The sequence below is a fragment of the Streptomyces sp. NPDC096324 genome (assembly GCF_044763015.1).
In the GTDB taxonomy this organism is placed as follows: domain Bacteria; phylum Actinomycetota; class Actinomycetes; order Streptomycetales; family Streptomycetaceae; genus Streptomyces.
Map to the genome: position 1 here is coordinate 339,142 of NZ_JBIWFK010000007.1, position 24,598 is coordinate 363,739.

Annotated in this window: 20 protein-coding genes; 13 read left to right on the forward strand and 7 right to left on the reverse strand. The window is 71.9% G+C overall.

The genetic code is table 11. The features are described 5' to 3' along the window. Positions 1–76 precede the first annotated feature (76 nt). Positions 77–1,705: a fatty acid--CoA ligase family protein gene (locus tag ACIQ7M_RS21375; protein WP_403646522.1), complete on the forward strand. Its 1,629-nt coding sequence runs from the start codon at positions 77–79 to the stop codon at positions 1,703–1,705. Between the two features lie 102 nt (positions 1,706–1,807). On the opposite strand, the gene ACIQ7M_RS21380 is transcribed toward ACIQ7M_RS21375, so the two are convergent. Next, the gene (locus ACIQ7M_RS21380; protein WP_355759594.1) at positions 1,808–1,987 is read right to left on the reverse strand and encodes a hypothetical protein; all 180 of its coding nucleotides are present in this window, start codon (positions 1,985–1,987) and stop codon (positions 1,808–1,810) included. Between the two features lie 217 nt (positions 1,988–2,204). Continuing rightward, positions 2,205–5,159, reverse strand: coding sequence for an AfsR/SARP family transcriptional regulator (locus tag ACIQ7M_RS21385; RefSeq protein ID WP_403646524.1), 2,955 nt, complete (start codon positions 5,157–5,159; stop codon positions 2,205–2,207). A gap of 302 nt (positions 5,160–5,461) precedes the next feature. On the opposite strand from ACIQ7M_RS21385, the gene ACIQ7M_RS21390 reads away from it, so the two are divergent. From ACIQ7M_RS21390 to ACIQ7M_RS21425, 8 genes are all read left to right on the forward strand, one after another. After that, positions 5,462–6,721 carry an amidohydrolase family protein gene (locus tag ACIQ7M_RS21390; RefSeq protein WP_403646527.1) on the forward strand — a complete coding sequence of 420 codons (1,260 nt, stop codon included), beginning with the start codon at positions 5,462–5,464 and terminating at the stop codon, positions 6,719–6,721. A 161-nt stretch (positions 6,722–6,882) separates the two neighbouring features. Next, a complete protein-coding gene (locus ACIQ7M_RS21395) occupies positions 6,883–7,824 on the forward strand; it encodes an LLM class F420-dependent oxidoreductase (protein ID WP_403646531.1) in 942 nt (313 codons plus the stop codon). A gap of 11 nt (positions 7,825–7,835) precedes the next feature. After that, entirely contained in the window at positions 7,836–8,612 is a 777-nt protein-coding gene (locus ACIQ7M_RS21400) for a glucose 1-dehydrogenase (protein WP_355759587.1), read from the forward strand. 98 nt (positions 8,613–8,710) lie between these two features. After that, complete coding sequence (locus tag ACIQ7M_RS21405; RefSeq protein WP_355759585.1) at positions 8,711–9,829, forward strand: LLM class flavin-dependent oxidoreductase; 1,119 nt, start codon at positions 8,711–8,713, stop codon at positions 9,827–9,829. Between the two features lie 14 nt (positions 9,830–9,843). After that, positions 9,844–11,574 (forward strand): amidohydrolase family protein, encoded by a 1,731-nt coding sequence (locus tag ACIQ7M_RS21410; protein ID WP_403646535.1) that lies wholly within the window; start codon positions 9,844–9,846, stop codon positions 11,572–11,574. Further along, the gene (locus ACIQ7M_RS21415) at positions 11,571–13,034 is read left to right on the forward strand and encodes an aldehyde dehydrogenase family protein (RefSeq protein ID WP_403646538.1); all 1,464 of its coding nucleotides are present in this window, start codon (positions 11,571–11,573) and stop codon (positions 13,032–13,034) included. Before ACIQ7M_RS21410 ends, ACIQ7M_RS21415 begins: the two co-directional genes overlap by 4 nt. Positions 13,035–13,200: 166 nt before the next feature. Then, a complete protein-coding gene (locus ACIQ7M_RS21420; RefSeq protein WP_403646540.1) occupies positions 13,201–13,950 on the forward strand; it encodes an SDR family oxidoreductase in 750 nt (249 codons plus the stop codon). Positions 13,951–13,996: 46 nt separating this feature from the next. Beyond that, complete coding sequence (locus ACIQ7M_RS21425; RefSeq protein ID WP_403646543.1) at positions 13,997–14,737, forward strand: TetR/AcrR family transcriptional regulator; 741 nt, start codon at positions 13,997–13,999, stop codon at positions 14,735–14,737. 26 nt (positions 14,738–14,763) lie between these two features. Here ACIQ7M_RS21425 and ACIQ7M_RS21430 read toward each other — a convergent pair whose 3' ends face one another. Both ACIQ7M_RS21430 and ACIQ7M_RS21435 read right to left on the reverse strand, forming a co-directional pair. After that, entirely contained in the window at positions 14,764–15,591 is an 828-nt protein-coding gene (locus ACIQ7M_RS21430) for a DUF4232 domain-containing protein (protein ID WP_403646545.1), read from the reverse strand. A 361-nt stretch (positions 15,592–15,952) separates the two neighbouring features. Continuing rightward, complete coding sequence (locus ACIQ7M_RS21435; protein WP_403646547.1) at positions 15,953–16,348, reverse strand: nitroreductase/quinone reductase family protein; 396 nt, start codon at positions 16,346–16,348, stop codon at positions 15,953–15,955. Positions 16,349–16,440: 92 nt separating this feature from the next. Between ACIQ7M_RS21435 and ACIQ7M_RS21440 the strand changes: the two genes are divergently transcribed. Next, positions 16,441–17,277, forward strand: a complete 837-nt coding sequence (locus tag ACIQ7M_RS21440; protein WP_403646550.1) for an endonuclease/exonuclease/phosphatase family protein — start codon at positions 16,441–16,443, stop codon at positions 17,275–17,277. 12 nt (positions 17,278–17,289) lie between these two features. Here the strand turns inward: ACIQ7M_RS21440 and ACIQ7M_RS21445 are convergent, their stop codons facing one another. Continuing rightward, positions 17,290–17,538, reverse strand: coding sequence for a DUF397 domain-containing protein (locus ACIQ7M_RS21445; protein WP_403646552.1), 249 nt, complete (start codon positions 17,536–17,538; stop codon positions 17,290–17,292). An 11-nt stretch (positions 17,539–17,549) separates the two neighbouring features. Then, entirely contained in the window at positions 17,550–18,401 is an 852-nt protein-coding gene (locus ACIQ7M_RS21450; protein WP_403646555.1) for a helix-turn-helix transcriptional regulator, read from the reverse strand. A gap of 214 nt (positions 18,402–18,615) precedes the next feature. Here ACIQ7M_RS21450 and ACIQ7M_RS21455 point away from each other — a divergent pair, with 214 nt between their 5' ends. Together ACIQ7M_RS21455 and ACIQ7M_RS21460 are read left to right on the forward strand one after the other, a co-directional pair. Further along, positions 18,616–19,056 carry an ATP-binding protein gene (locus tag ACIQ7M_RS21455; protein WP_403646558.1) on the forward strand — a complete coding sequence of 147 codons (441 nt, stop codon included), beginning with the start codon at positions 18,616–18,618 and terminating at the stop codon, positions 19,054–19,056. A 346-nt stretch (positions 19,057–19,402) separates the two neighbouring features. Beyond that, positions 19,403–20,221: a calcium-binding protein gene (locus tag ACIQ7M_RS21460; RefSeq protein WP_403646561.1), complete on the forward strand. Its 819-nt coding sequence runs from the start codon at positions 19,403–19,405 to the stop codon at positions 20,219–20,221. A gap of 73 nt (positions 20,222–20,294) precedes the next feature. On the opposite strand, the gene ACIQ7M_RS21465 is transcribed toward ACIQ7M_RS21460, so the two are convergent. After that, on the reverse strand, positions 20,295–21,809 hold the full coding sequence (locus ACIQ7M_RS21465) for a CehA/McbA family metallohydrolase (RefSeq protein WP_403646564.1): 1,515 nt from the start codon (positions 21,807–21,809) through the stop codon (positions 20,295–20,297). A gap of 194 nt (positions 21,810–22,003) precedes the next feature. On the opposite strand from ACIQ7M_RS21465, the gene ACIQ7M_RS21470 reads away from it, so the two are divergent. Beyond that, positions 22,004–24,598, forward strand: coding sequence for a bifunctional FO biosynthesis protein CofGH (locus tag ACIQ7M_RS21470; protein WP_403646567.1), 2,595 nt, complete (start codon positions 22,004–22,006; stop codon positions 24,596–24,598).

Below are 24,598 nucleotides of genomic sequence, written 5' to 3' on the forward strand. Positions count from 1 at the left end.
CGGCTGCTGACAGTCCGTCAGGCTACAGCTAATCTGACGGTCAGTCAGCTAGTGGTGCTCCGGCGGGAGGTACACGATGCGCGGTGACCTGGAGTGGGGCGGCGTCCCCGGACTCGTACGGTCGGCGGCGGCCCGTTTCGCGGACCGCGAGGCCGTCGTCGACGGCCGGATACGCGTCTCCTACGCGGAGTTGGGGGCGCGGGTCGAACGCTCCGCGGCCGCCTGCGTGGCGAGCGGCGTCCGCGCGGGCGACCGCGTGGCCATCTGGGCCCCGAACACCCTCGACTGGATCGTCGCCGCCCTCGGCGCGGTGTCCGCGGGGGCGGTCCTGGTCCCCCTCAACACCCGCTTCAAGGGCGCCGAGGCGGCGTACGTCCTGGCCAGGAGCCGGGCGAGGCTGCTCTTCGTGACGGGAACGTTCCTCGGCACGTCGTACGTGGCCTCGCTGCGCCGGGCGGCGGGGGAGCCCGGGGAAGCGGCCGGGGGAGCGCCCCCCGGACCCGGCGCCGGCCCGCTCCCCGGCCTTCCGCACCTGGAGCGGGTGGTGGTCCTCGCGGACGACGCCCCCGCCGACTTCCGTACGTTCAAGGACTTCCTCGCGGACGGGGAGGGCGTCGGCCGGGACGAGGTGCGCCGCCGCGGGGAGGCCGTGTCGGGCGGCTCCCCCTCGGACATCGTCTTCACCTCGGGCACCACGGGCCGGCCCAAGGGCGCCCTGATCACACACGCGCAGACCCTGCGCGGTTACGAGATCTGGAGCGACCTCGCCGGTCTGCGCGAGGGCGACCGCTATCTGATCGTGAACCCCTTCTTCCACACCTTCGGCTACAAGGCGGGGATCATCGCCTGTCTGATGCGCGGGGCGACGATGGTGCCGCAGCCGGTGTTCGACGTGGACACCGTGCTGGCGAACGTGGCCGCGGAACGCATATCCGTCCTCCCCGGCCCGCCCACCCTGCACCAGTCCCTCCTCGACCACCCCGCCCGCGACACGTACGACCTCTCCGCGCTGCGGCTGGTGGTGACCGGGGCCGCCGTGGTCCCGCTGCGGCTGGTCGAGCGCCTGCGTACGGAGCTCGGCGTGGACACGGTCCTGACGGCGTACGGCCTCTCCGAGGCGAGTGGCATCGTCACCATGTGCCGCAGGGGGGACCGGCCGGAGGTGATCGCCTCGACCTCGGGCCGGGCGATCCCGGACACCGAGGTGCGGGTCGTGGACGCCTCGGGAGCCCCGGCGGCCCCCGGAGTCCCCGGCGAGGTCCTGGTCCGCGGCTTCAACGTGATGAGCGGCTACTTCGAGGACGCGGTCGCCACGGCGGAGGTCCTGACGCCGGACGGCTGGCTGCGCACCGGCGACGTGGGCGTCCTCGATCCCGAGGGCAATCTCCGCATCACCGACCGGATCAAGGACATGTTCATCGTCGGCGGCTTCAACGCCTACCCCGCGGAGATCGAGCAGCTCCTCGGCCTGCACCCCGACGTCGCCGACGTGGCGGTCGTCGGCGTCCCGGACAGCCGCCTCGGCGAGGTCGGCAGGGCCTACGTCGTCCGCCGCCCGCACTCCACCGTCACGGCCGAGGACCTGATCACCTGGTCCCGCCGCGAAATGGCCAACTACAAGGTCCCGCGCACGGTCGCCTTCGTCACCGAACTGCCGCGCAACGCGAGCGGGAAGGTGGTGAAGGGGGAGCTGCGGGGGAGGTGAACCCGGCGCCCGGGTCCGGACACACGGCGACCGCGGCGGCTCCCCCTCCGCGCCGCCGCGGTCGATCCCCGTGTGGTGTAAGTCCGCCCCCCCAGGTGGGACTTAGACCGGCTCGTCCGTCGCGTGGATGTTGTCCGTCGAGGCGTCGCCGGCGCCGTCGTCCTTGGTGATCGGGTTCTTGCCGGTGAGCGGCTCGCTCGTGGCGTGGATGTTGTCCGTGGAGGCCCCGCCGGTCGGCTCGTCCGTGGCGTGGATGTTGTCGGTGCTGTTGGTGTCGCTCATGGTGGCTGTCCCCCTGACAGTCTTGGTGCGTTGTTTGGAGCGGCCCGTCCGGCAGCTCCCCCGTGGGCCGCCGGACGGGCACTCGGGGCCGATCACCTTAGTGCTACGGCCTCAGGTCGTCCCGACTGCCCCCCGACGCGACGGATCGACAACACAGAGACTGCCGGGCGGCGATAAACGAACGATGAACGCCTCCGCATGTGAACGCCAATGAGCCCTAGGCAACCGCCATGGGATTGAGCAGCGCCCTGACGGTGGCGGCCTCCGGGGAGCCCAACGTCTGGAAGATGTCGAGGGATTCGCGCCAGCAGACCTGGGCCCGGCCGGAGTGGCCGATCGCGTTCAGGGCCTGGCCGAGCACGATGAGGACATTGCCCCTGCGCCACTCGCCGCCGATGCCCCGCAGCACCGTCAGGGCCGTCTCGGCGTTCGTCGCCGCGGCGGCCGGGCGCTGGGCGGCGAGATCGGCCTCCGCGAGACGGAACAGCGACATGCCCTCCCACAGCCGCTGGCGGCTGTTGCGGAACACCGCGAGCGCCTCGCCGAGGACGGCGGTCGCCTCCGCCAGCCGGCCGCTCTGGGTGAGGGCGAGGCCCAGTGCGTAACGGCCGTTGGCGCCCTTCAGGGCGTGCCCCATGTCGTCGTACATGTCGGTGCCCTGCTGGGCCAGCGACACGGCGCTGCCGGTGCGTCCGGTGGCGAGGTGGATGCGTGAGAGGTTGCACAGCGCACTGGCCTCGCCGGCCCGGTCGTGGCAGGCCCCGAAGCTCTCGATCGCCCGGGCCAGATGCGCCTCGCCGTCCTCGTACTGGTTCTGCAGGAGGGCGATCACACCCAGGGTGTTGGAGGCCCAGCAGCTCGTCAGGTGGTCCGTCTCGGCGGCCAGTTCGAGGGCCCCCGCGGCGGCCTCGCGGGCGGGTTCGAAGCGTCCGGTGTAGTAGTGGACGTAGGCCAGGGTGACCAGGGCCCGCGCCTCGGCGTGCGCGTCGGCGGCCTCCTGGGCCGCTTCCCGCAGCGCGGCGGCGACGCCCTCGTACGCCTTGGAGTTGGTGCCGGACTCCGCGAGGTCCACGGAGGCCCACAGCGCGTCGACGGAGCGCCGGAGGAATCCGTCCTGGGTGGACTGGCGGACACACGCCAGCAGGGAGATCGCCTCCGAGTACAGCCAGTCCTGCGCCCGGTGCCGGTCCCCGAACGACAGGCCCGTGTACGCCGTCGGCTCCAGGTGGTCCACCAGACGGTCTCCGGGGCGTTCGATCGCGTACACCCCCGCCGCCGTGCTCAGGTAGAAGTCCAGCAACCGCGACAGGGCCGCGGCCCGCTCGCTCGGTGGCTGTTCGTCGCGTTCGGCGCACGCGCGGGCGTAGAGGCGGACCAGGTCGTGGTAGCGGTAGCGGCCGGGCGCGGCCGACTCCAGGAGGGAGGTGTCGACGAGGGACTCCAGGAGGTCCTCGGTGGCCTCGGCCGGGAGGTCGAGCACCGCCGCCGCGGCCGCGAGCGAGATGTCCGGGCCGTCGGCGAGGCCCAGCAGCCGGAAGGCGCGCGCCTGGGCCGGTTCGAGCTGGCCGTAACCAAGTTCGAAGGTGGCCTTGACGGCCAGGTCGCCGGCCTGGAGCTCGTCGAGCCGGCGGCGCTCGTCGCCGAGCTTGGCCGCGAGCACCGAAACGGTCCACGTGCGGCGGGCGGCGAGCCGGGACGCGGCGATGCGGATGGCCAGGGGCAGGAAGCCGCAGGCCGCGACCACGTCGAGGGCGGCCTCCCGCTCGGAGGCGACCCGCTCCTCGCCCACGATCTTCGTGAAGAGTTGCAGCGCCTCCTCGGGGGACATCACGTCGAGGTCCACGAGATGGGCGCCGGCCAGGTCCACCATCCGGATGCGCGAGGTGACCAGGGCGGCGCAGCCCTCGGTGCCGGGCAGCAGCGGCCGCACCTGGGCGGCGTCGCGGGCGTTGTCCAGCAGGACCAGGACGCGGCGGCCGTCGAGGGTTGAGCGGTAGAGGGCCGAGCGTTCCTCCAGCGACTCCGGGATCGCGGAGTCCGCCGTTCCGAGGGCCCGCAGGAAGGCGCCGAGGACCGTCTCGGGTTCGGCCGCCCGTGATCCGGCGCCCTGGAGGTCGACGTAGAGCTGTCCGTCGGGGAAGGCCCCGCGGGCCTGGTGGGCCACGTGCACCGCGAGGGTGGTCTTGCCGACGCCGCCGATGCCCGCGAGCGCCGAGACGGCCATGACGCGGCCCTCCTCGGAGGAGGCCGCGGCGAGGACGTCGCTCAGTTCCTGCACGAAGGACGCCCGGCCGGTGAAGTCGGTGACGGTCGCCGGGAGCTGGGCCGGGCGGACGAGGGCGACGACGGGTTCCGCCTTCGGGGCGGAGGGTTCCGCGAGGCCCGGGTCCGCCTGGAGTATGCGCTGCTGGAGTTCCTTCAGCCCCTGCCGCGGGTCCACCCCCAGCTCGTCGGCGAGCAGCCGCCGGGTGTCCGCGAACACGGCGAGGGCCTCCGCCTGGCGGCCGGAGCGGTACAGCGCCAGCATCAGCAGTTCCCGCAGGCGTTCGCGCAGCGGGTGGGCCGCGGTGAGCGCGGTGAGTTCGGAGACCGCCTCCGCGTGGAAGCCCTGTTCCAGGTCCATGTCGAGGCAGGATTCGAGGAGTTGCAGGCGCCACTCCTCCAGGCGGGCCCGCTGGGTCTCCGCGTGGGGGCCGGGGATGCTCGCGAGCGGTTCGCCGTCCCACAGGTCGAGGGCGTCCCTGAGCAGGTCGCGGGCGCGGGAGAGGTCGCCCGCCGCGCGCGCCTTCTCGGCGTCGGCGGCGAGTTCCTGGGCGTTCACGTGGTCGAGCGCGCCCTCGCGCAGGGAGCGGATGGCGTAGCCGCCGGACTCGCTCACCAGCACCTCGGCGCCGAGCGTCTTGCGCAGGCGGGAGGCGTACGTCCGCAGGGCGGCCAGCGCCTGGGAGGGGGGCTCGTCGCCCCACAGGGCGTCGATGAGCTCGGAGGCCGTGGCCGTGCGGCCGTCGCGCAGCAGCAGCGCGGCCAGCAGTGCGCGTTGCTGCGGGGACCCGGCCGGCAGCGGTTCGTCCCCGAGCCAGGCGCGCACCGGGCCGAGCACGCTGAAGCGCAACGCCGCGGGCTCCTCGGGGCCCGGATGCCACTGCTTCGGTACGCGCGGCACACCGTCCATCGCTGTCCCCCTGCCGAACTGTCAGTACAACGAGGCCAGTTTGCCTTGTTCATGGCGGATGCGTCAGCCGTGCGAGACAGCGATCACAAGGTGTGGTGCGGCAGCCCACACCGTCCCCACACAGGCTCCCCACAGGGGCTCCCCACGCTTCCGCGCCCATTCATCTCCGCGCCGCTCCCGGCCGCGCCCTTCGGCGGGCGGCGGACGGACCGGCGGCGGTGGTCCCACGGTGTCCGTCGGTGAGCCGACAGGTCGCCGCCAGGGAGCTGACGGGTCGTCAGATCAGCGCTACCGTGGCCGGTATGGAGACCACGGAAACCGCGCAGAGCCCCTCGGCGGACGCTGGGGCCGCCTTCCCGAGGATCATCTCGGTGGACGACCACACGGTCGAACCGCCCGACGTCTGGCGGGACCGGCTGCCCGCGAAGTACCAGGACACCGGGCCCCGCATCGTCCGCGCGCCCCTGAAGGAGATGACCTTCCTGGGCGGGAAGTTCGCCCCCGTGATGGGCGCACCGGGCGGCGAGGGTCCCATCGGGGACTGGTGGGTCTACGAAGACCTGCACAGGCCTCTCACCCGCCTCGACACGGCCGTGGGCTACGACCGTGACGAGATCCGGCTCGAAGTCATCACGTACGAGCAGATGCGCCCCGGCTCGTACGACGTGCCGCGGCGGCTGGCCGACATGGACGTCAACCACGTCCAGTCCGCCCTCTGCTTCCCCACCTTCCCCCGGTTCTGCGGGCAGACGTTCACCGAGGCGGCCGACCGGGAACTCGCCCTCCTCTCGGTGCGGGCCTACAACGACTGGATGGTGGAGGAGTGGTGCGGGCCGGACGCCCGCGGGCGTCTGATACCGCTGACGCTCGTACCGCTGTGGGACGCCCGTCTCGCGGCGGACGAGGTGCGGCGCAACGCGGCCCGCGGGGTGCGCGCGGTGGCCTTCTCCGAGATCCCGCCGCACCTCGGGCTCCCGTCCGTGCACACCGACGACTGGGACCCCTTCCTCGCCGCGTGCGACGAGACGGGCACCGTCATCGCCATGCACATCGGCTCCAGCAGCCGTATGCCGTCGACGTCCGCCGACGCGCCGCCCGCGGTCGGCTCCACGATCACCTTCGCCAACTGCTGCTTCTCGATGGTCGACTGGCTGATGAGCGGCAAGTTCGAGCGCTTCCCGAACCTGAAGGTGATGTACGCGGAGGGGCAGATCGGCTGGATCCCGTACATCCTGGAGCGCGCCGACGTGGTGTGGGAGGAGAACCGCGCCTGGGGCGGGGTGGCCGACAAGGTCCACCGGCCGCCGTCCGAGCTCTTCGCCGACCACGTGTACGGCTGCTTCTTCGACGACGCCTTCGGGCTGCGCAACCTCGACGCGATCGGCGTCGGCAACGTCCTCTACGAGACCGACTACCCGCACTCCGACTCCACCTGGCCGAAGTCGAAGGAGGTCGGCGAGGCCCAGATGGGGCACCTGGCCCCGGACGTCGTCGAGCGGATCGTGCGGGGGAACGCGATCGACCTGCTGGGACTGACGGCGGAGGGTCTCTGGGCGGGCTGAGGGGGGCGGAAGGGTGGGGGACCACGCGGCCCGCGGACGCCCGGGACCCCTGAGGGACCGTGCCCGGATATCCGCCCGCCCCTTGCCCGACGCTGCGTCGGCGATGAACATGGCAGCGCTGTACGAGAAATGACGGACCGTCAGATAAGAGGTGCGGGCCCATGCAGATCCTGCCCGAAGGGCGGCTGGCGTACGGTATCCAGCTCCCCGTCCAGTCCCAGAGCACGATCTACGCGGAACCCTGGGAAGCCGCCGCCGGGCCCGACGACCTCGTCGAGATCGCCCGTGCCGCCGACCGCGCGGGGTTCGCCTACATCGCGAGCTGCGACCACGTGGCCGTACCGCGCCGGCTCGCGGACGCCATGAGCACCATCTGGTACGACCCCGTCGCCACGCTCGCCTTCCTCGCGGCCGTGACCGAGCGCGTCCGGCTGCTGAGCCATGTCGCGGTGGTCGGGCTCCGGCACCCGCTCGTCACGGCCAAGCAGTACGCGACCCTCGACCACCTCTCGGGTGGCCGGCTGGTCCTCGGGGTCGGCGCCGGGCACGTACGGGAGGAGTTCGAGGCGGTCGGGGCCGACTTCGAGCGCCGGGGAGCCGTCCTCGACGAGACGATCGACGCCCTGCGCGCCGCGCTCGGGCCGGAGGAGTTCCCCGTCCACCACGGCAAGACGTACGACTTCGAGGGCCTCGGCCAGCGGCCCAGGCCCGCCCAGCAGCGGGTGCCCGTGTGGGTGGGCGGCTCCTCGCCCGCCGCCGTGCGCCGGGCCGCGCTGCGCGGCGACGGCTGGCTGCCGCAGGGCGATCCGCGCGACCGGCTGCCGGGGCAGATCGCCCGGTTGCGGGAACTGCGTGCCGAGGCGGGGGTCGGGGAGCCCCTGACGATCGGCGCCATCACCGAGCCGCTGTACGTCGGCGAGCCCGGCTGGGAGACCGGGCGGCGGACGCTGAGCGGATCGCCCGAGGAGCTGGCCGCGTCGCTGCGGGAGTACGGCGCGATGGGCGTGCACCAGATCCAGGTGCGGTTCCGCAGCCGGAGCCGCGCCGAACTCACGGACCAGATAGCGGCGTTCGGAGCGGACGTCGCACCCCACCTCGGCTAGGGAGTCATGGCATGGGCAAGCTGGACGGGCGGGTCGTCCTCATCACCGGCGCGGCGCGCGGGCAGGGCGAACAGGAGGCCCGGATCTTCGCCGCGGAGGGCGCGCGCGTGGTCGTCGCGGACGTGCTCGACGACCAGGGCCGGGAACTCGCCGAGGAGATCGGCGCGCACTACGTGCACCTGGACGTGGGCCGGGAGGAGGACTGGACGGCGGCGGTCGCCTCCGCGAAGGCCGCGTACGGGCGGATCGACGGGCTGGTCAACAACGCCGGCATCCTGCGCTTCAACGCGCTCGTCGACACCCCGCTGGCCGAGTTCATGCAGATCGTGCAGGTCAACCAGGTCGGGGTGTTCCTCGGGATCAAGGCGCTCGCGCCCGAGATCGCCGAGGCCGGCGGCGGCACGATCGTGAACACGTCCTCCTTCACCGGGCTCACGGGGATGGCGTACGTGGGCGCGTACGCGGCGACCAAGCACGCCATCGTCGGCCTCACCCGCGTGGCGGCGCTCGAACTCGCGGACAAGGGGATCCGTGTCAACGCGGTCTGCCCGGGCGCGGTCGACACGGCCATGAGCAACCCGGCGCAGCTCTCCGGCGGCGCGGACGGCCAGGAGGCCTCGCAGGCGCTCGACGCGTTCTACGGCAAGCTCGTGCCGCTCGGCCGGATCGGCCGCCCCGAGGACGTGGCCAGGCTGGCCCTGTTCCTGACCGGCGAGGACTCCTCGTACATCACCGGGCAGCCCTTCGTGATCGACGGCGGCTGGCTCGCGGGCGTGAGCGTTCTCTGACGACGCGTCAGCTATTGACGGTCCCCGCGCGCGGTGGAACAGTCGGCTCAATGAATCTGACGGTATGTCAGATAACTGGATGGGGACGGTGAACCTCCTTGGAATTCGGGCTCTTTGTACAGGGATACGTGGGCAAGCGGGCCGAGACCGACCCGCTCGCGGAGCACAAGGCGCTGATGGAGGAGACCGAGTACGTCATCCAGGCGGACAAGTCCGGCTTCAAGTACGCCTGGGCCTCCGAGCACCACTTCCTGGAGGAGTACTCGCACCTCTCGGCCAACGACGTCTACCTCGGCTACCTCGCGCACGCCACCGACCGCATCCACCTCGGCTCCGGCATCTTCAACCCGCTCGCCCAGGTCAACCACCCGGTCAAGGTCGCCGAGAAGGTCGCCATGCTCGACCATCTCAGCGGCAACCGATTCGAGTTCGGGTCCGGCCGTGGCGCCGGCTCGCACGAGATCCTCGGCTTCCTCCCCGGCATCACCGACATGAACTTCACGAAGGAGATCTGGGAAGAGACCATCGCCGAGTTCCCGAAGATGTGGCTCCAGGACGAGTACGTCGGCTTCCAGGGCAAGCACTGGTCGCTGCCGCCGCGCAAGATCCTGCCCAAGCCGTACGGGAAGTCCCACCCCGCCATGTGGTACGCCGCCGGGTCGCCGCCCTCGTACGCCATGGCCGCCCGCAAGGGGCTCGGCGTGCTCGGCTTCAGCGTCCAGAAGGTCGCCGACATGGAGTGGGTCCTGGAGCAGTACAAGACGGCCGTCGTGAACGCCGAGCCCATCGGTGACTTCGTCAACGACAACGTGATGGTGACCACCACCGCCATCTGCGCGCCCACCCACGACGAGGCGATCCGGATCGCGGTCGCCGGCGGGCTGCACTACCTGCCCTCCCTCGTCTTCCGCTACCACGACACCTTCCCGCGTCCCGAGGGCTTCCCCGTCTGGCCCGAGACCCTCCCCGAGTACACCCCCGAGTTCGTCGAGCTCCTCATCGAGGAGGAACTGCTGATCTGCGGCGACCCCGACGAGGTGCTCACCCAGTGCAAGCGGTGGGAGCAGGCGGGTGCCGACCAGCTCAGCTTCGGGCTGCCCGTCGGCGTTCCCAAGGAGGAGACCCTCCAGACGATCCGGCTGATCGGCGAGCACGTCATTCCGAAGATCGACACGGACCCGGTGCACCGCACGACCCGGTTCCGCCAAGCCGCCTAGGGGGTACCTCCGCGATGCTCGACCATCTGATCAAGGGCGCGACCGTCGTGGACGGGACGGGAGCGCCCGCCCGCACCGCGGACGTGGGCCTGCGCGGCGGCCGGATCGCCGTGATCGGCACGGTCACCGAGCCGGCCCGGGCCAGCGAGGACGCGCACGGGCTCGTCCTCGCCCCCGGCTTCGTGGACCCGCACACGCACTACGACGCCCAGCTCTTCTGGGACCCGTACGCGACCCCGTCCCTCAATCACGGCGTCACCACCGTCGCGGGCGGCAACTGCGGGTTCACCCTCGCCCCGCTGAACCCGGACCGCCCCGAGGACGCCGACTACACGCGCCGCATGCTGTCCAGGGTCGAGGGCATGTCCCTGGTCGCCCTGGAGGAGGGCGCGCCCTGGAACTGGCACACCTTCGGGGACTACCTCGACGCCCTGGAGGGCCGGATCGCGGTCAACGCGGGCTTCATGGTGGGCCACTGCGCGCTGCGCCGGTACGTGATGGGCGCCGACGCGGTGGGCGGACAGCCGACGGGGGAACAACTCGACGCCATGCTCCGGCTGTTCCACGAGGCCATGGACGCCGGGGCCTGGGGTCTGTCCACCACCCAGTCCTCCACCCACTCCGACGGCGACGGCGCTCCGGTCGCCTCCCGGCACGCCCGGCCCGCCGAACTGCTCGCCCTCGCGCGGGCCGTGGGCGAGCACGAGGGCACCCAGATCGAGGCGATCACGGCCGGCTGCCTCGACCAGTTCAGCGACGCCGAGATCGATCTGTTCGTGGAGATGAGCGCGGCCGCGGGCCGCCCGCTCAACTGGAACGTCCTGACGATCGACGCCGCCGTCCCCGAGCGCGTCCCGCGCCAGCTGGAGGCGAGCGAACGCGCCCGCAAGTCCGGCGGCCGGGTCGTCGCGCTCACCATGCCGATCCTCACCCCGATGAACATGTCGCTCGGCACCTTCTGCGCCCTGAACCTGATCCCCGGCTGGGGACCGGTCCTCGCGCTGCCCGTGCCCGAACGCGTCGCGAAGCTCCGCGACCCCGGGGTCCGCGCCGAGCTGCTCCGGCGCGCCAAGAGCAAGGAGGCGGGCGTCTTCCGGCGGCTCGCCGACTTCGGCCGGTACGTCATCGGCGACACCTACAGCGCCGCGAACGAGGGCCTGACCGGGCGCGTGGTGCGGGACATCGCCGCGGAGCGCGGCCAGGAGCCTTTCGCGTGCCTGGTGGAGATCTGCGCTGCCGACGAACTGCGTACGGTCCTGTGGCCCATGCCCACCGACAACGACCCGGACTCCTGGGCGCTGCGCGCCGAGACCTGGCGGCACGAGGACGTCCTGCTCGGCGGCTCCGACGCGGGCGCCCATCTGGACCGCATGTGCGGGGCCCCGTACACCACCCGGTTCCTCGGCGACTGTCTGCGCGGCCGCGGGCTCGCCTCCTTGGAACAGGCCGTGAAGATGCTGACGGACGATCCGGCGCGGTTGTTCGGGCTGCGCGGACGCGGACGTGTCGAGGTGGGATTCCATGCCGACCTGGTGCTCTTCGACCCGGAGCGGATCGACGCCGGCAAGGCCACCCTGGTGCACGACCTGCCGGGTGACAGTCCGCGTCTCGACTCCCGGGCGATCGGGGTGCGGGCCGTGTGGGTCAACGGGGTCGAGGCGATCCGGGACGACGTGGTGACGGGCGCGGTGCCGGGCAAGGTGCTGCGGTCGGGCCGCGACACCCGGACGGTGGGCACCCGGTGACGGCCTCCGGGAGCACCGGGCAGCGGCTGTTCATCGGCGGAGCGTGGGTGCCGCCCGAGCACGGCTTCTACGAGGTCCTGGACCCGGCGACCGAGCAGGTGGTCGGGCTCGCGCCCGAGGCCTCCCGGGCCCAGGTGCATGCGGCGGCGGCCGCCGCCCGCGAGGCGTTCGGGCCCTGGTCGCGCACGCCCGCCGAGGAGCGGGCCGGCGTTCTCGCGCGGGCGGCGGACGTCGTCCAGCGCAACTTCGTGCCGTACGCCGATCTCGCGCAGGCGGAGAGCGGTGCCACCACCGGGACGGCGCGCGGCATGCAGGTCGGGGTCGGAGTGGCCCGGTTCCGGCGCTACGCGCGGCCCGAGCCGGTCGAGAGCGCGCTGCCGCCGCAGATCAACGAGGCGGGCCCGTTCGGCGGGGCCGCCGTGATGGGCGCGCTGGCCGTGCGCCAGCCCGTCGGCGTGGTCACCTGCATCACCTCGTACAACAATCCGTGGGCCAACCCGGCGGGCAAGATCGCCCCCGCGCTGGCGATGGGCAACACCGTGGTGGTGAAGCCGGCCCCGCAGGACCCGCTGTCGGTGTACCGGATGGCCGAGGCGCTGGAGGCGGCGGGTGTGCCGCCGGGCGTGGTCAACGTGGTCAGCGGTTCGACGGCGGAGTCCGGCGAGGCGGCGGTCGACTCCGAGGACGTCGACATGGTCAGCTTCACCGGCTCGACGGCGGTCGGGCAGCGGATCGCCGAGGTGTGCGGGCGCGGCATGAAGCGCCAGCTCATGGAACTGGGCGGCAAGGGCGCGGCGATCGTCTTCGACGACGCGGACCTGGGTTCGGCGGTGTCGGGCATCGGCACGACCTTCTCGTTCTACAGCGGGCAGATCTGCACGGCGCCGACGCGGGTGCTGGTGCAGCGCGGCGCGCACGATGCCCTCGTCCGTCAACTGGCCACCTATGCGGGCCATTTGAAGGTGGGTGATCCGCGCGAGCGGGGCACGGTGGTCGGCCCGGTCATCTCGGCGGCCCACCGCGACCGCGTCGAGTCCTACGTCGAACTCGGCCGCAAGGAGGGCGCACGGGTCGTGTCGGGCGGCGAACGCCCCTCCCTCCCCAGCGGTTTCTACGTCGCCCCCACCCTTCTCGCCGACTGCACACCGGACATGAGGGTCGTCCGTGAGGAGATCTTCGGCCCGGTCGTCGTCGTCCTGCCCTTCGACGACGAGGAGGAGGCGATCGCCCTGGCCAACGACTCCGACTACGGCCTGATCGACTACGTCTGGTCCGGGGACGTGGCCCGCGCCTTCCGCGTCGCCCGCCGGCTGCGCGCGGGCGGCGTCGGCGTCAACACCGTCGGCCGCAACATGGAGGCCCCCTTCGGCGGCTTCAAGAAGAGCGGAGTGGGCCGCGACGTGGGCTCGTACGCCCTGCACGCGTACAGCGAGACCCAGGCGATCGTGTGGCCGGGGTGAGGCGGCGGGTGCCCGTAGCGGCGCTACGGCGAGAGGGGTGGGCTCCGACAGCGGCGCTACGGAGGGAGGCGGCCGGCTCGGGTAGCGACGCTACGGTGTGAGTGTTAGCGTTGCTCTCATCGGGATGGTGAACGCCGCTACCCCGGCCGAGACAAGGAGCAACGCCATGAGTGAGCAGCCGAGCACCTCCCCGCGCGTCGCGGTCGTCACCGGGGGGTCCCGCGGCATCGGCCGTGAGTGCGCCGAGCGGCTGGCCCGTGAGGGATACGCCGTCGTCGTGAACTACGCGGGCAACGCCGCCGAGGCCGACAAGGCGGCCGCGGCGATCGCCGAGGCGGGCGGGCAGGCCGTCGCCTTCCGCGCCGACGTCGCCGAGGAGGCGGAGGTCGCCGCCCTCTTCGACACGGCCGAGAAGACCTTCGGCGGCGTCGACGTCGTCGTCCACGCCGCCGGTGTCATGACCCTGGCCCCGCTCGTCGACCTCGACCTCGACGCCCTGGACCGCATGCACCGCACCAACATCCGCGGCACGTTCGTCGTGGACCAGCAGGCCGCCCGCCGGCTGCGCACGGGCGGCGCGATCATCAACTTCTCCAGCTCCGTACTGGCCCTCGCGATCCCCGGCTACACCGCGTACGCCGCCACCAAGGGCGCCGTCGAGGCCATGACCCTGATCCTCGCCCGCGAGATGCGCGGCCGGGACATCACCGTCAACGCCGTGGCCCCCGGCCCGACCGCCACCGCCCTCTTCCTGGACGGCAAGGACGAGGAGACCATCGCGCGGATGGCCGCCCAGCCGCCCCTGGAGCGGCTCGGCACCCCCGAGGACATCGCCTCCGTCGTCGCCTTCCTCGCGGGCCCCTCCGGCCGCTGGGTCAACGGCCAGGTCCTGCGCGCCAACGGCGGCATCGCCTGACACCGTCCGTTCCGCCCGCAGCGCCGAGGATGTCAGGATCACCGCCATGAGCGACAGCACGAACCCCGGCGCGGCCCCGGTGACCACCCGGGCGCGCATCCTCGCCGTGGCCGCCGATCTCGTCGCGAGGTCCCCGGACGGCGACGTCTCGACCCGGGCCGTGTGCGAGGCCGCCGGAGTCGGCGCACCCGCGCTCTACCGCCACTTCGGCGACAAGGAGGGCCTGCTGTCGGCCGTCGTCGACCACGGCTGGGAGCGCTACCTCGCGGCCAAACGGGAACGGCACCCCGGCACGGACCCGGTCCAGGACCTGCGCGACGGCTGGGACGGTCACACCGACTTCGCCCTGCGGAACCCGAACCTCTACCGGCTGATGCACTCCCCGGCGATGCGCACCCCGCCCGCCGCGGCCCTTGAGGCCCACCGGATCCTCACCGGCGACCTGCGCCGCGCCGCCGAACAGGGCAAGCTGCGGCTCGCCCCCGAACTCGCCGCGCAGATGATCATGTCCGCCAATGTCGGCGTCTGCCTGATGCTGGTCTCCCGGCCGGCGACCTTCACGGACGAGACCCTGTCGCGCCGGGTACGGGACGCGGTGCACGTCTCCGTCTTCACCCCGGACGTGACCGCCCCCGAGCCGCGGACGGCCGGGTCCGAGGCCTCCGCCGTCCCGGCCACCGCGACCCGCCTCGGCGCACAGCTCCGCCGGAACCCGAGCCCCGCCTTCACCCCCGCCGAGACGGCCCTGTTCGGCGAGTGGCTGGACCGCCTGTCCAACGCGGACTGACGTCCCGTCCGGGGTCCGTCGCTTCGCTACTTCGACATGATGAAGTCCAGGGCGTAGCCGGAAGCGGTCGTCCAGTAGGTGACACGCTGATAGTCGTTGGCGTACAGCGTCTTGACGGGCATGGGGACGTCGATCGGGCCGCCCACGGTGCTGCCGGCCTTGCTGCCCTGGAGCGTGAGGGTGATGCTCTTCGCCTCGTACTCGTCCATGGGGCCGCTGACGAGCAGCGCCGCGTACCCCTCCCGGCCCGGGTCGAGAGTGACGGGCTTTCCCGGGTCCGGGTCGCTGTCCTTGATCACGGGGGCCGTGGTCCGGCCGTCGCCGAGCCGCACGAGCGGGTAGCCGTACAGGTTGCACTTCTTGTCGCTCGCGTTCTGGACGGTGAGGACGAGGTGCCGGGCGTCCCGCTCCGTCACGGCGGACACCCCGAGCTCCGTCTGGGAGCACGCGGCGATCGTCTCCTTGCCGCCACCGCCGGTGCTGCCACCACTGCCACCACTGCTGCCGGTGGTCGTGCCGCCCGTGCCGCCGGCGCTGCTCTTGCCCCCACCACTGCCCGTGCCGCCGCCCTTGCCGCCTCCGGTCCCCGCGCTGCTCCCGGCGCTGCTGCCACCGCTTCCCGCGCTGCCGCCACCACTCCCGGCCCCGTCACCACTCGCGTCGCCCGAAGAGCCGCCCGGCTTCGCCGAAGCCGTCGCACTCGGCTGGGCCGAGGACTGGGAGCCGCCCGACCCCTCGGCCGCGCCCGGGTCGCACGCCGTGGTCGCGAGCAGTGCCGCGGCCGCCGCGGCCCCGAGGGCGTAGGACTTCCAGCGCATGGAGCTCATGTGGTTCCTGCGGGCAGGCGTGTTCATGGTGTCCCCGTTTCCTCTTCCGATCCGTATGGAGGTCGCACGCGCCGGAGGCCGGCACTCCGGACCGACGGACATGGGTGTCCCCGGTGGACGGGCGGGCCGGATGGTCGTGGCGCCGCCGAGCGGACGACCTGCTCGGCCGGTGCGACAGCCACAGCATGGGATTCCTCGGGGGCCCGGGACAACAGAAGCCCGTCAACCTGAGACGGTGGAACCATCCCACCCATGATGACCTGCGGAAACGCGGAAGCCTGGGATGCCCGACAGGGATGCGGGGACCCCGGCCGGCTCACCCCGGGCACTCACTCCTCGGCCGGCTCACCTCCCGGCCGGCTCACCCTCGGCCCGCCCCCCGGCGACCTCACCCCCGCAGATCCACCCGCACCGTCAGCAGCCCCGTGCCGATGAGCCGTACCGCCGCGCTGTTGCCCCGGGGCAGGGTGCGCAGCCGGGCCACCGGGTCGTCGTCCGGGAGGACGTGCGCCGTGCCCTCGTGCCAGCGGCCGCGGAGCCGCACCCGCACGCTCGGGTCCGCCTGGATGTTGCGTATGTACTGCGACCGTTCCCCGAACTCCGAGACCAGCCAGAAGGTGTCACCGACGCGGCGGCCACCGAGCGGGGTGCGCCGGGGCAGGCCGGAGACACGGCCGGTGGTCTCCAGGAGCGTCTGGAACGGCATCCGGCGCGCGAGCGGGTTGACGAGGTGCCGCTGGAAGGCGGTCGTGGTGCGGAACCTGAGGTCGCTGAGGCGGGCCATGGTGGGTGGGTCTCCTGTCCGGGCTGGTGTGTGGCACAAGGGAGTTGTTTCAATGGTCCCCGATGTCGCGCGACGGGAGCAGGTGGCTGAGGATGCGGGTCGTGACCTGGAACCTCTGGTGGCGGTTCGGGCCATGGGAGGAGCGGCAGAAGGCCATTCTGGCCGTGTTGCGCGAACTGCGGCCCGACGTGGTCGGGTTGCAGGAGGTGTGGGAGTGCGGCGGGCAGAATCTCGCCGGATGGCTGGCGGACGAGCTCGGGATGCACTGGACCTGGGCCGCCTCCGACGCCTCGGACCGCTGGCAGCGGCGGATCGGGGATCCCACCGTCGACGTCGGCAACGCCGTGCTGAGCCGCTGGCCGGTGGTGGCGCAGGAGGTGCTGCGGCTGCCCGCCCCCGAGGAGCTGTACGACGGACGGCTCGCCCTGCACGCCCGCCTGGCCACGCCCACCCACGAGGTGCCCTTCTTCACCACCCACCTCACCTCGGCCATCCACGCCTCGGGCGTACGCCGCGAACAGGTCACCGCCCTCGCGGAGTTCGTCGCCGCGCACCGGGGCGGCACCGACTTCCCCCCGGTCGTCACGGGTGACTTCAACGCCTGGCCGGACTCCGACGAGATCCGGCTGTTCGGGGGATACAAGACGTCCCCCGTGGTGCCCGGACAGGTCTTCCTCGACGCCTGGGAGTACGCCGACCCGACGGCGCCCCGGGCCACCTGGGACCCGGCGAACGCCCACGTCGGCCCGCACAGCCCCGCCGCACGCATCGACTACGTCCACGTCGGCCCGCCCGGCCCCAGCGGCCTCGGGCACGTCCGGTCCGTACGACGGGCCGGGGACGCCCCGGTCGGCGGGGTGTGGCCCTCGGACCACGCGGCGGTCGTGGCCGACCTGTCCCTTCCGCCGGGTGGCCGGGACACGCCCTGAAGCCTCGGTGGTTCAGCGGCGGTCGTCACCCCTGAGCACGCGGAGAAGGGCACCGAAGGCGGCCGGGGTGGTCGAGAGTGTGGAGTGGGCGGGGTCGGCGCTCTCGGTCAGGTGGACCGTTTCTGCAACGCCGGAGGCGGCAACATGGAGACAGGCGTCGCCTTCTTGGCAGTGTGAGGACTTCTGCCAGGTATCGGAGACATGGAGGCAGGCCTCGCCCTCGGCGCAGTAGGTCGACTTCTGCCAGTCGTGATTGGGCATGGGGGGCTCCTCTACAGGTTCTTGGCGATGGCGTGTATGAGGTCCCGGGACTTCTCGGGGCTCAGGGAGGCGTCCTCGACGACGTCGAGCAGGTTCCGGTACTTCTCCAAGAGTGCCTCGGCGTCCAGCAGCACGGGACCGTGGAACTGGTCGAGTTGTGCTGTGTCGAGCTGGGGGACAGGCCCGTGCAGGTAGTTGATGGACTGGCCCGACCCCGGAAACGCTCCGACCTCGAAGGGAAGCACCCGCACGGTGATGTGCTCCCGCTCGCTCATGTAGAGCAGATGCTGTAGCTGGGCGCGAGTCACCTCCCGTCCGCCTACACGGATGCGCAGGGCCGCTTCGTGGATGACGGTCCGGTACGAAATCGGGTCTGGACGGTAGATGACGTCCTGCCGCATGATGCGGTGCGCGACACGGTGTTCGATCTCCGGGGGAGTGGGGGCGGGGATCACATGGCGGAAGATCTCCCGCGCGTGCTCGCGGGTCTGGAGCAGCCCCGAGATGTGCGTGGTGTACGCGGTGCGTACGGCGGTGGCGTGATATTCCAGTTCGGCGAGGTCGAGCAGCCCTGAAGGCAGGGTCTCGCGGAACGCCTCCCACCAGCCTCGCGTCTTGTCCGTCGCCATCTTGGTCAAGGCTTCGACGAAGGCCTGATCGGGGCACGAGTACAAGCGGGCCAGGGACCTGATGCGGTCCGGGCTCACACCGAACCGTGCCACTTCGACGTTGGAGAGCTGCCCTTGGCTCGTCCCGAGGGCGCGCGCCGCCTCGGTTGACGTCATGCCCGCGCGCTCGCGCATCTTGCGCAGCTCTACGGCCAGGCGAATTCGCCGGGCCGTAGGGGCAGGCCGTGCGGTCATTCGAACTCCTCAGGCGTGCAAGTCCAGTTGAGTCGTCACCCACACGAGGGAAGTCGGGCGGGATCATCTCGAACTCGCGCAAATTTCATTTGCGGGAGCCGTATCTTCGTATGCAGGCGCCCTCGCCCAGAAGCACCCCGCTCGACGGAGCGGCCAGGTCACTGGGCACCGGAGACGAAGAGATCAACCCCCCTCTCGTGATCGGAGACTTCCGATGGCCACCGTATCGCCGCCGTGGGCCTACACCCTCCAACTCCCGCACGATCCCCGCGCCCCCGGTATCGCCCGGGCCACCCTCCGTACCGTCCTCGCCGCGCACGACCTCACCGAACTCGCCCCCACCGCCGAGCTCCTGGCCTCCGAACTGCTCACCAACGCCCATCTGCACACCCGGGGCCCGTACGCCCTCCAGGTCCTCTCGACGGAGCCGCACCGGCTGACGGTCGCCGTCTGGGACACCGACCCGAGAGTCCCGCCCGGGTACGGGCAGCCCCACACCTCCGTACCCCCGGCGGACGCCGAACACGGACGCGGCCTGCACCTCGTACGCGCCTGCGCCGACGCCTGGGGCGTGTCCGTCCTGCGCGAGATGGGCGCGTCGAGAGGCGGGAAACTGCTGTGGGCGGAGTGCGGGGGCGGGACGGGTGCCCGGTGACCGCGCCGGTCCCGCCGACCGTTCGTCAGATCTCCGATAAACCGAAGAGAAGGCGGCAGGCCGGTGTCCGGCCGGTTAATGGCAGGGAAATCAAGGTCGCCTGCGAGAACTGAGTGGAATTCCGCTACAACCCCCGTCCGGGGTGCGGTGTCCAAACGTGTGGACCAGGAACAACAACAGCCCCGCACATAGGTGCGGGCGCACGACTCGATCACCGATCCCTGCTCGCTGACCGCCGTGACGACGGTGGCAGCGATGACGGCGAATTCACCGGCGCTCTTCTTCGTCGGGCCTGAACATCACTGATTCCGCGAAGGGTTATTTCCGCATGCGCACGTTAAGGGCAATGTCCGCCACTGCCGCTCTCGCTCTCGCCTTCGGCGGAGGCCTGTTCTCGGTGACCACCGCCCAGGCGGCCACGGCGAGTTCAGCCACGCTCACCCGCGCCACCTACGGCACATTCTCGTACAAAGCCGCCGCCGGACAGACCAACAACCTGAGAGTCACCACGAAGAAGGCCGACGCCGGCTCCGAGGATTACTACTACCTCCGTATCACCTTCCGCGACAATTACGACATCACCTTCTCCACGGACAAGTGCACCTACCCGTCGGCGACCGATCACAAGGTCGTCGAGTGCACGGCGGTGATCGGCGTGGGCGGCACCGGCGACATGGACCAGTACAACGCCGACCTCGGTGACGGCAATGACACCGTGACCGCCACCGGCGCGCTGGCCACGATTTCCGGCGGCAAGGGCAACGACGTCATCAAGGGCGACGGCGGCACCATTTTGTTCGGGGGCGACGGCAACGACCGCCTCGACGGCGGCGGGGGCGTCTACGGCGAGGGCGCGGACGGCGGCGCGGGCAACGACACGCTCACCAACTGCGACTCCAGGTGCCAGGGAGGGCCCGGCAACGACAGTCTCACCGGCACCTCCACCGGGCACCAGAACGACTTGTACGGTGACGACGGCAACGACGTCATCCACGCCGGCGCCGGTGCCGACTTCGTCCACGGCGGCAGGGGCGACGACAAACTGTACGGCGACAGCGGCAACGACACGATCTACGGCAACACCGGCAACGACCTGCTGCACGGCGGCGCGGGCACGGACAGGCTGTCCGGCGGCGCGGGCACCGACAAGGTCTACCAGAACTAGAGGCGGAGCCGGAGAACTCAGCGTGCCAGGGGTGGGCGTGAGGGAGCACGGTCTCCCTCACGCTCCCCTTCGGCTACGCCCCCAGGAAGATCGGGTTCGTGAACGCCGCCAAAGCCCCCGGGACCGGGCCCGCCGCCGTCTCGTGGCGCAGCTCCGCGCGTACGTACGCCGCGTAGGACGCCGTCGTACGCCACTCGACCGTTCCGGAGCCCGCGACCGGCAGCGGGTCGCTGGTGAACAGGGTGCCCTGGTCGGTGACGAGGCGGACCGTGCAGCGCGGGGCGCCGGTGACCTCCAGGCGGACGGTGACCGGGGTGTCGGGGGCGACCCTCAACCGCTCCCCGATGCCCGCGTGTTCGCCCTTCGCCCCGGACGCCGAGAAGGAGAGGGAGACCAGCTTCGACTCGGCGACGTAGGAGCGGCCCGCGCGGATGCCCTCCTGGACCGCCTCGCGGGTCAGGTCGTCGGCGAGGACGACCGTCTGCGGGGAGCCGACCCGGTCGGGGTCGCGGTGCGCGTCGCTGTTGCCCATCGCCGGGAGCCAGTCGTGGCCCCCGCGCACGGAGGCGACCAGCATGTTGTCCCAGTCCGCGAGGGCGACCTCGTCGTCGGGGGTGTACGGGCCGTTCCACACCTCGACCGCGTCCGCCTCGCCGAAGCCGAACTTCCAGCCGCAGCCGACACACGTGGCGTGCGGGTGCGCGGGCACCACGAGCCCGCCGGCCCCGCGGATCCGGCGCGCGAACCGGCCGAAGCGGTTGTCGCGGGCCCGGTAGCGCCAGTCGACGAAGGTGCCGGGGTCCGTGCCGAGCGCCAGCACGTGCCCGTTGCGGGTGGTGACCTCCTCGCCGAGCATGATCAGCAGATCGTCGCCGGCCTGGTCCGCCCAGTGCGGATGCGCGGCATGCGTGTTGTGGTCCGAGGAGTTGATGAAGTCCAGGCCCGCCGCCCGCGCCAGCGCCGCGATCTCCGCGGGCGTGCGGCGGCCGTCCGAGTACCAGGAGTGCAGATGGCAGTCGCCGCGGTACCAGGCACGGCCGCGGCCCCTGGCGCGCGAGGGCGGGTACACCGGCTCCGGCGCCGGAGCCGGCTTCCCGTACGTCAGGGTGATCGTGACCTCGTACGCCAGACCCTGCGGCGCCACCGTGTACGGGCCGAGCGCGATGTGCCAGGTGCCGGGGCGGATGGGCCCGGGGACGTATCCGGGGGTCGCGTCGTCCGAGCGGATGAAGAACTCCGTGCGCGCGCCGCCCGACCAGCCCCGGAAGCCCCGGCCGCCCAGCTCCGTGCCGTGCTCGTCGAAGATGCCGATGTCCAGGGCGTTGCCCGCGGTGCCGGCCGGGACGGTGGGCCGCTCGTAGCTGTAGGAGACCTTGATCTCCGCGACCCCGGCCGGTACCTCGACCGGGAGATACACGAAGTCGGGGGAGCCGGTGGGGAGGGTGCCCCGTACCGTCCGCGTCTCCTGGTCGTCCGCCGCTTCCGCGTGCGCACCGCTGGGGAAGGTCACGCTCCCCAACGTAAGCGCGGCCGCCGCTCCCGTCACGAACAGCGCGCGTCTGCCGATGCCGTGGTCGTCCTCGCACATACTGCTGCTCCCCTGGAGTCGGGCGTGACAGTGACATGAGTGATGCGAAGTGCCACGGACCACTGTGCGAGCGGGCAGTGAACGAGAGTGCACACCAGGGGAATCGACGGCTTGCGGGGAGACCGACAGATGCCGTGCGGCCGGAATGCCTCGCGTCCCGCTGTCCCCGGTGACCTCGACCGTATGCTCGAAGGATGACGACCTCCGCGACGGGCGCGACTCCCGGATCCGGGCCGACGGCGAACTCCATGCGGCGAGCGCTGCGGCGCGCGCGGGACGGCGTCGCGCTCGACGTGACCGAGGCCGCGGTGCTGCTCCAGGCGCGCGGCGCGGACCTGGACGACCTGGCCGCCTCCGCCGCGCGGGTGCGGGACGCGGGCCTGGACGCGGCCGGCCGGCCCGGCGTCATCACGTACTCCAAGAGCGTCTTCATCCCGCTGACCCGGCTGTGCCGGGACAAGTGCCACTACTGCACCTTCGTCACCGTCCCCGGCAAGCTGCGCCGGGCCGGCCACGGGATGTTCATGTCCCCGGACGAGGTCCTCGACATCGCCCGCCGGGGGGCCGAACTCGGCTGCAAGGAAGCCCTGATCACCCTCGGCGACAAGCCGGAGGACCGCTGGCCCGAGGCCCGCGAATGGCTGGACGCGCACGGCTACGACGACACGATCGCCTACGTACGGGCCGTCTCGATCCGCATCCTGGAGGAGACGGGCCTGCTGCCGCACCTGAACCCGGGTGTGATGTCGTGGACCGACTTCCAGCGGCTGAAGCCGGTCGCCCCGTCGATGGGCATGATGCTGGAGACCACCGCGACCCGTCTGTGGTCCGAGCCCGGCGGCCCCCACTTCGGCTCCCCCGACAAGGAGCCCGCCGTGCGGCTGCGGGTCCTGGAGGACGCCGGACGCTCCTCCGTCCCCTTCACCAGCGGGCTGCTGATCGGCATCGGCGAGACGTACGAGGAGCGCGCCGACTCGCTGTTCGCGCTGCGCCGGATCTCCCGGGCCCAGCACGGCATCCAGGAACTGATCATCCAGAACTTCCGCGCCAAGCCGGACACCGCGATGCGCGGGATGCCGGACGCGGAGTTGGACGAGTTGATCGCCACCGTCGCCGTCGCCCGGCACATCATGGGCCCGGCCGCCTGCCTCCAGGCGCCGCCCAACCTGGTCGACAGTGAGTACGGGCGGCTCATCGGCGCCGGGATCGACGACTGGGGCGGGGTCTCGCCGCTGACCATCGACCACGTCAACCCGGAGCGGCCCTGGCCGCAGATCGACCTGCTGCGCGAGCGGTCGGCCGAGGCGGGCTTCGAACTGCGCGAACGCCTCTGCGTCTACCCGGAGTTCGTGCGGCGGGGAGAGCCCTGGCTGGACCCGCGGCTGCTGCCCCACGTACGGGCGCTCGCGGACCCGGAGACCGGTCTCGCGCTGCCGGACGCGGTGGTCGAGGGCCGGCCCTGGCAGGAGCCCGAGGAGGCCTTCACGTCCTCGGGGCGCACCGACCTGCACCACACCATCGACACCGAGGGCCGTACCGGCGACCGCCGCGACGACTTCGACACGGTGTACGGCGACTGGGCGGCCCTGAAGGAGGCCGCGGCCCCCGGGATGGTGCCGTCCAGGATCGACACGGACGTCCGCGCCGCCCTCGCGACGGCGGCGGACGACCCGACGAAGCTGACCGACGACGAGGCCCTCGCGCTGCTGCACGCCGACGGCCCGGCGCTCGACGCCCTGTGCCGGATCGCCGACGACGTGCGCAGAGCGGCCGTCGGCGACGACGTCACGTACATCGTCACCCGCAACATCAACTTCACCAACGTCTGTTACACCGGCTGCCGTTTCTGCGCCTTCGCCCAGCGCCGCACGGACGCCGACGCGTACACGCTGTCCCTGGACCAGGTCGCCGACCGGGCCGCCCAGGCCTGGGACGTCGGCGCGGTCGAGGTGTGCATGCAGGGCGGCATCCACCCGGACCTGCCCGGCACGGCGTACTTCGACATCGCGAAGGCCGTGAAGGAACGGGTCCCCGGCATGCACGTCCACGCCTTCTCCCCGATGGAGGTGGTGAACGGCGCGACCCGCACCGGCCTGTCCATCCGCGAATGGCTGATCGCGGCCAAGGAGGCGGGCCTGGACACCATTCCCGGCACGGCCGCCGAGATCCTGGACGACGAGGTGCGCTGGGTCCTGACGAAGGGCAAGCTGCCCGCGGCCACCTGGATCGAGGTCGTCACCACGGCCCACGAACTGGGCATCCGCTCCTCCTCCACCATGATGTACGGCCATGTGGACCAGCCCCGGCACTGGCTCGGCCACTTCCGCACGCTCTCCCGCATCCAGCAGCGGACGGGCGGCTTCACGGAGTTCGTGACCCTGCCCTTCATCCACACCAACGCCCCCGTCTACCTGGCCGGCATCGCCCGCCCCGGCCCGACGACCCGCGACAACCGCGCGGTCATGGCGATGGCCCGCCTCCTGCTCCACCCGCACATCCCCAACATCCAGACGAGCTGGGTCAAACTGGGCACCGAGGGTGCGGCGGAGATGCTCCGCTCCGGCGCCAACGACCTCGGCGGCACCCTGATGGAGGAGACCATCTCCCGCATGGCGGGCTCCAGTTACGGCTCCTACAAGTCGGTCAAGGAACTGATCGCGGTGGCCGAGGCGGCGGGCCGCCCCGCCAGGCCCCGCACCACCCTTTACGGCGAGGTCCCCCAGGAGCGGCAGCGCGCGGCGGCCGCCTCGGACGGACACCTGCCGGAACTGCTGCCGGTGCTGGACTGA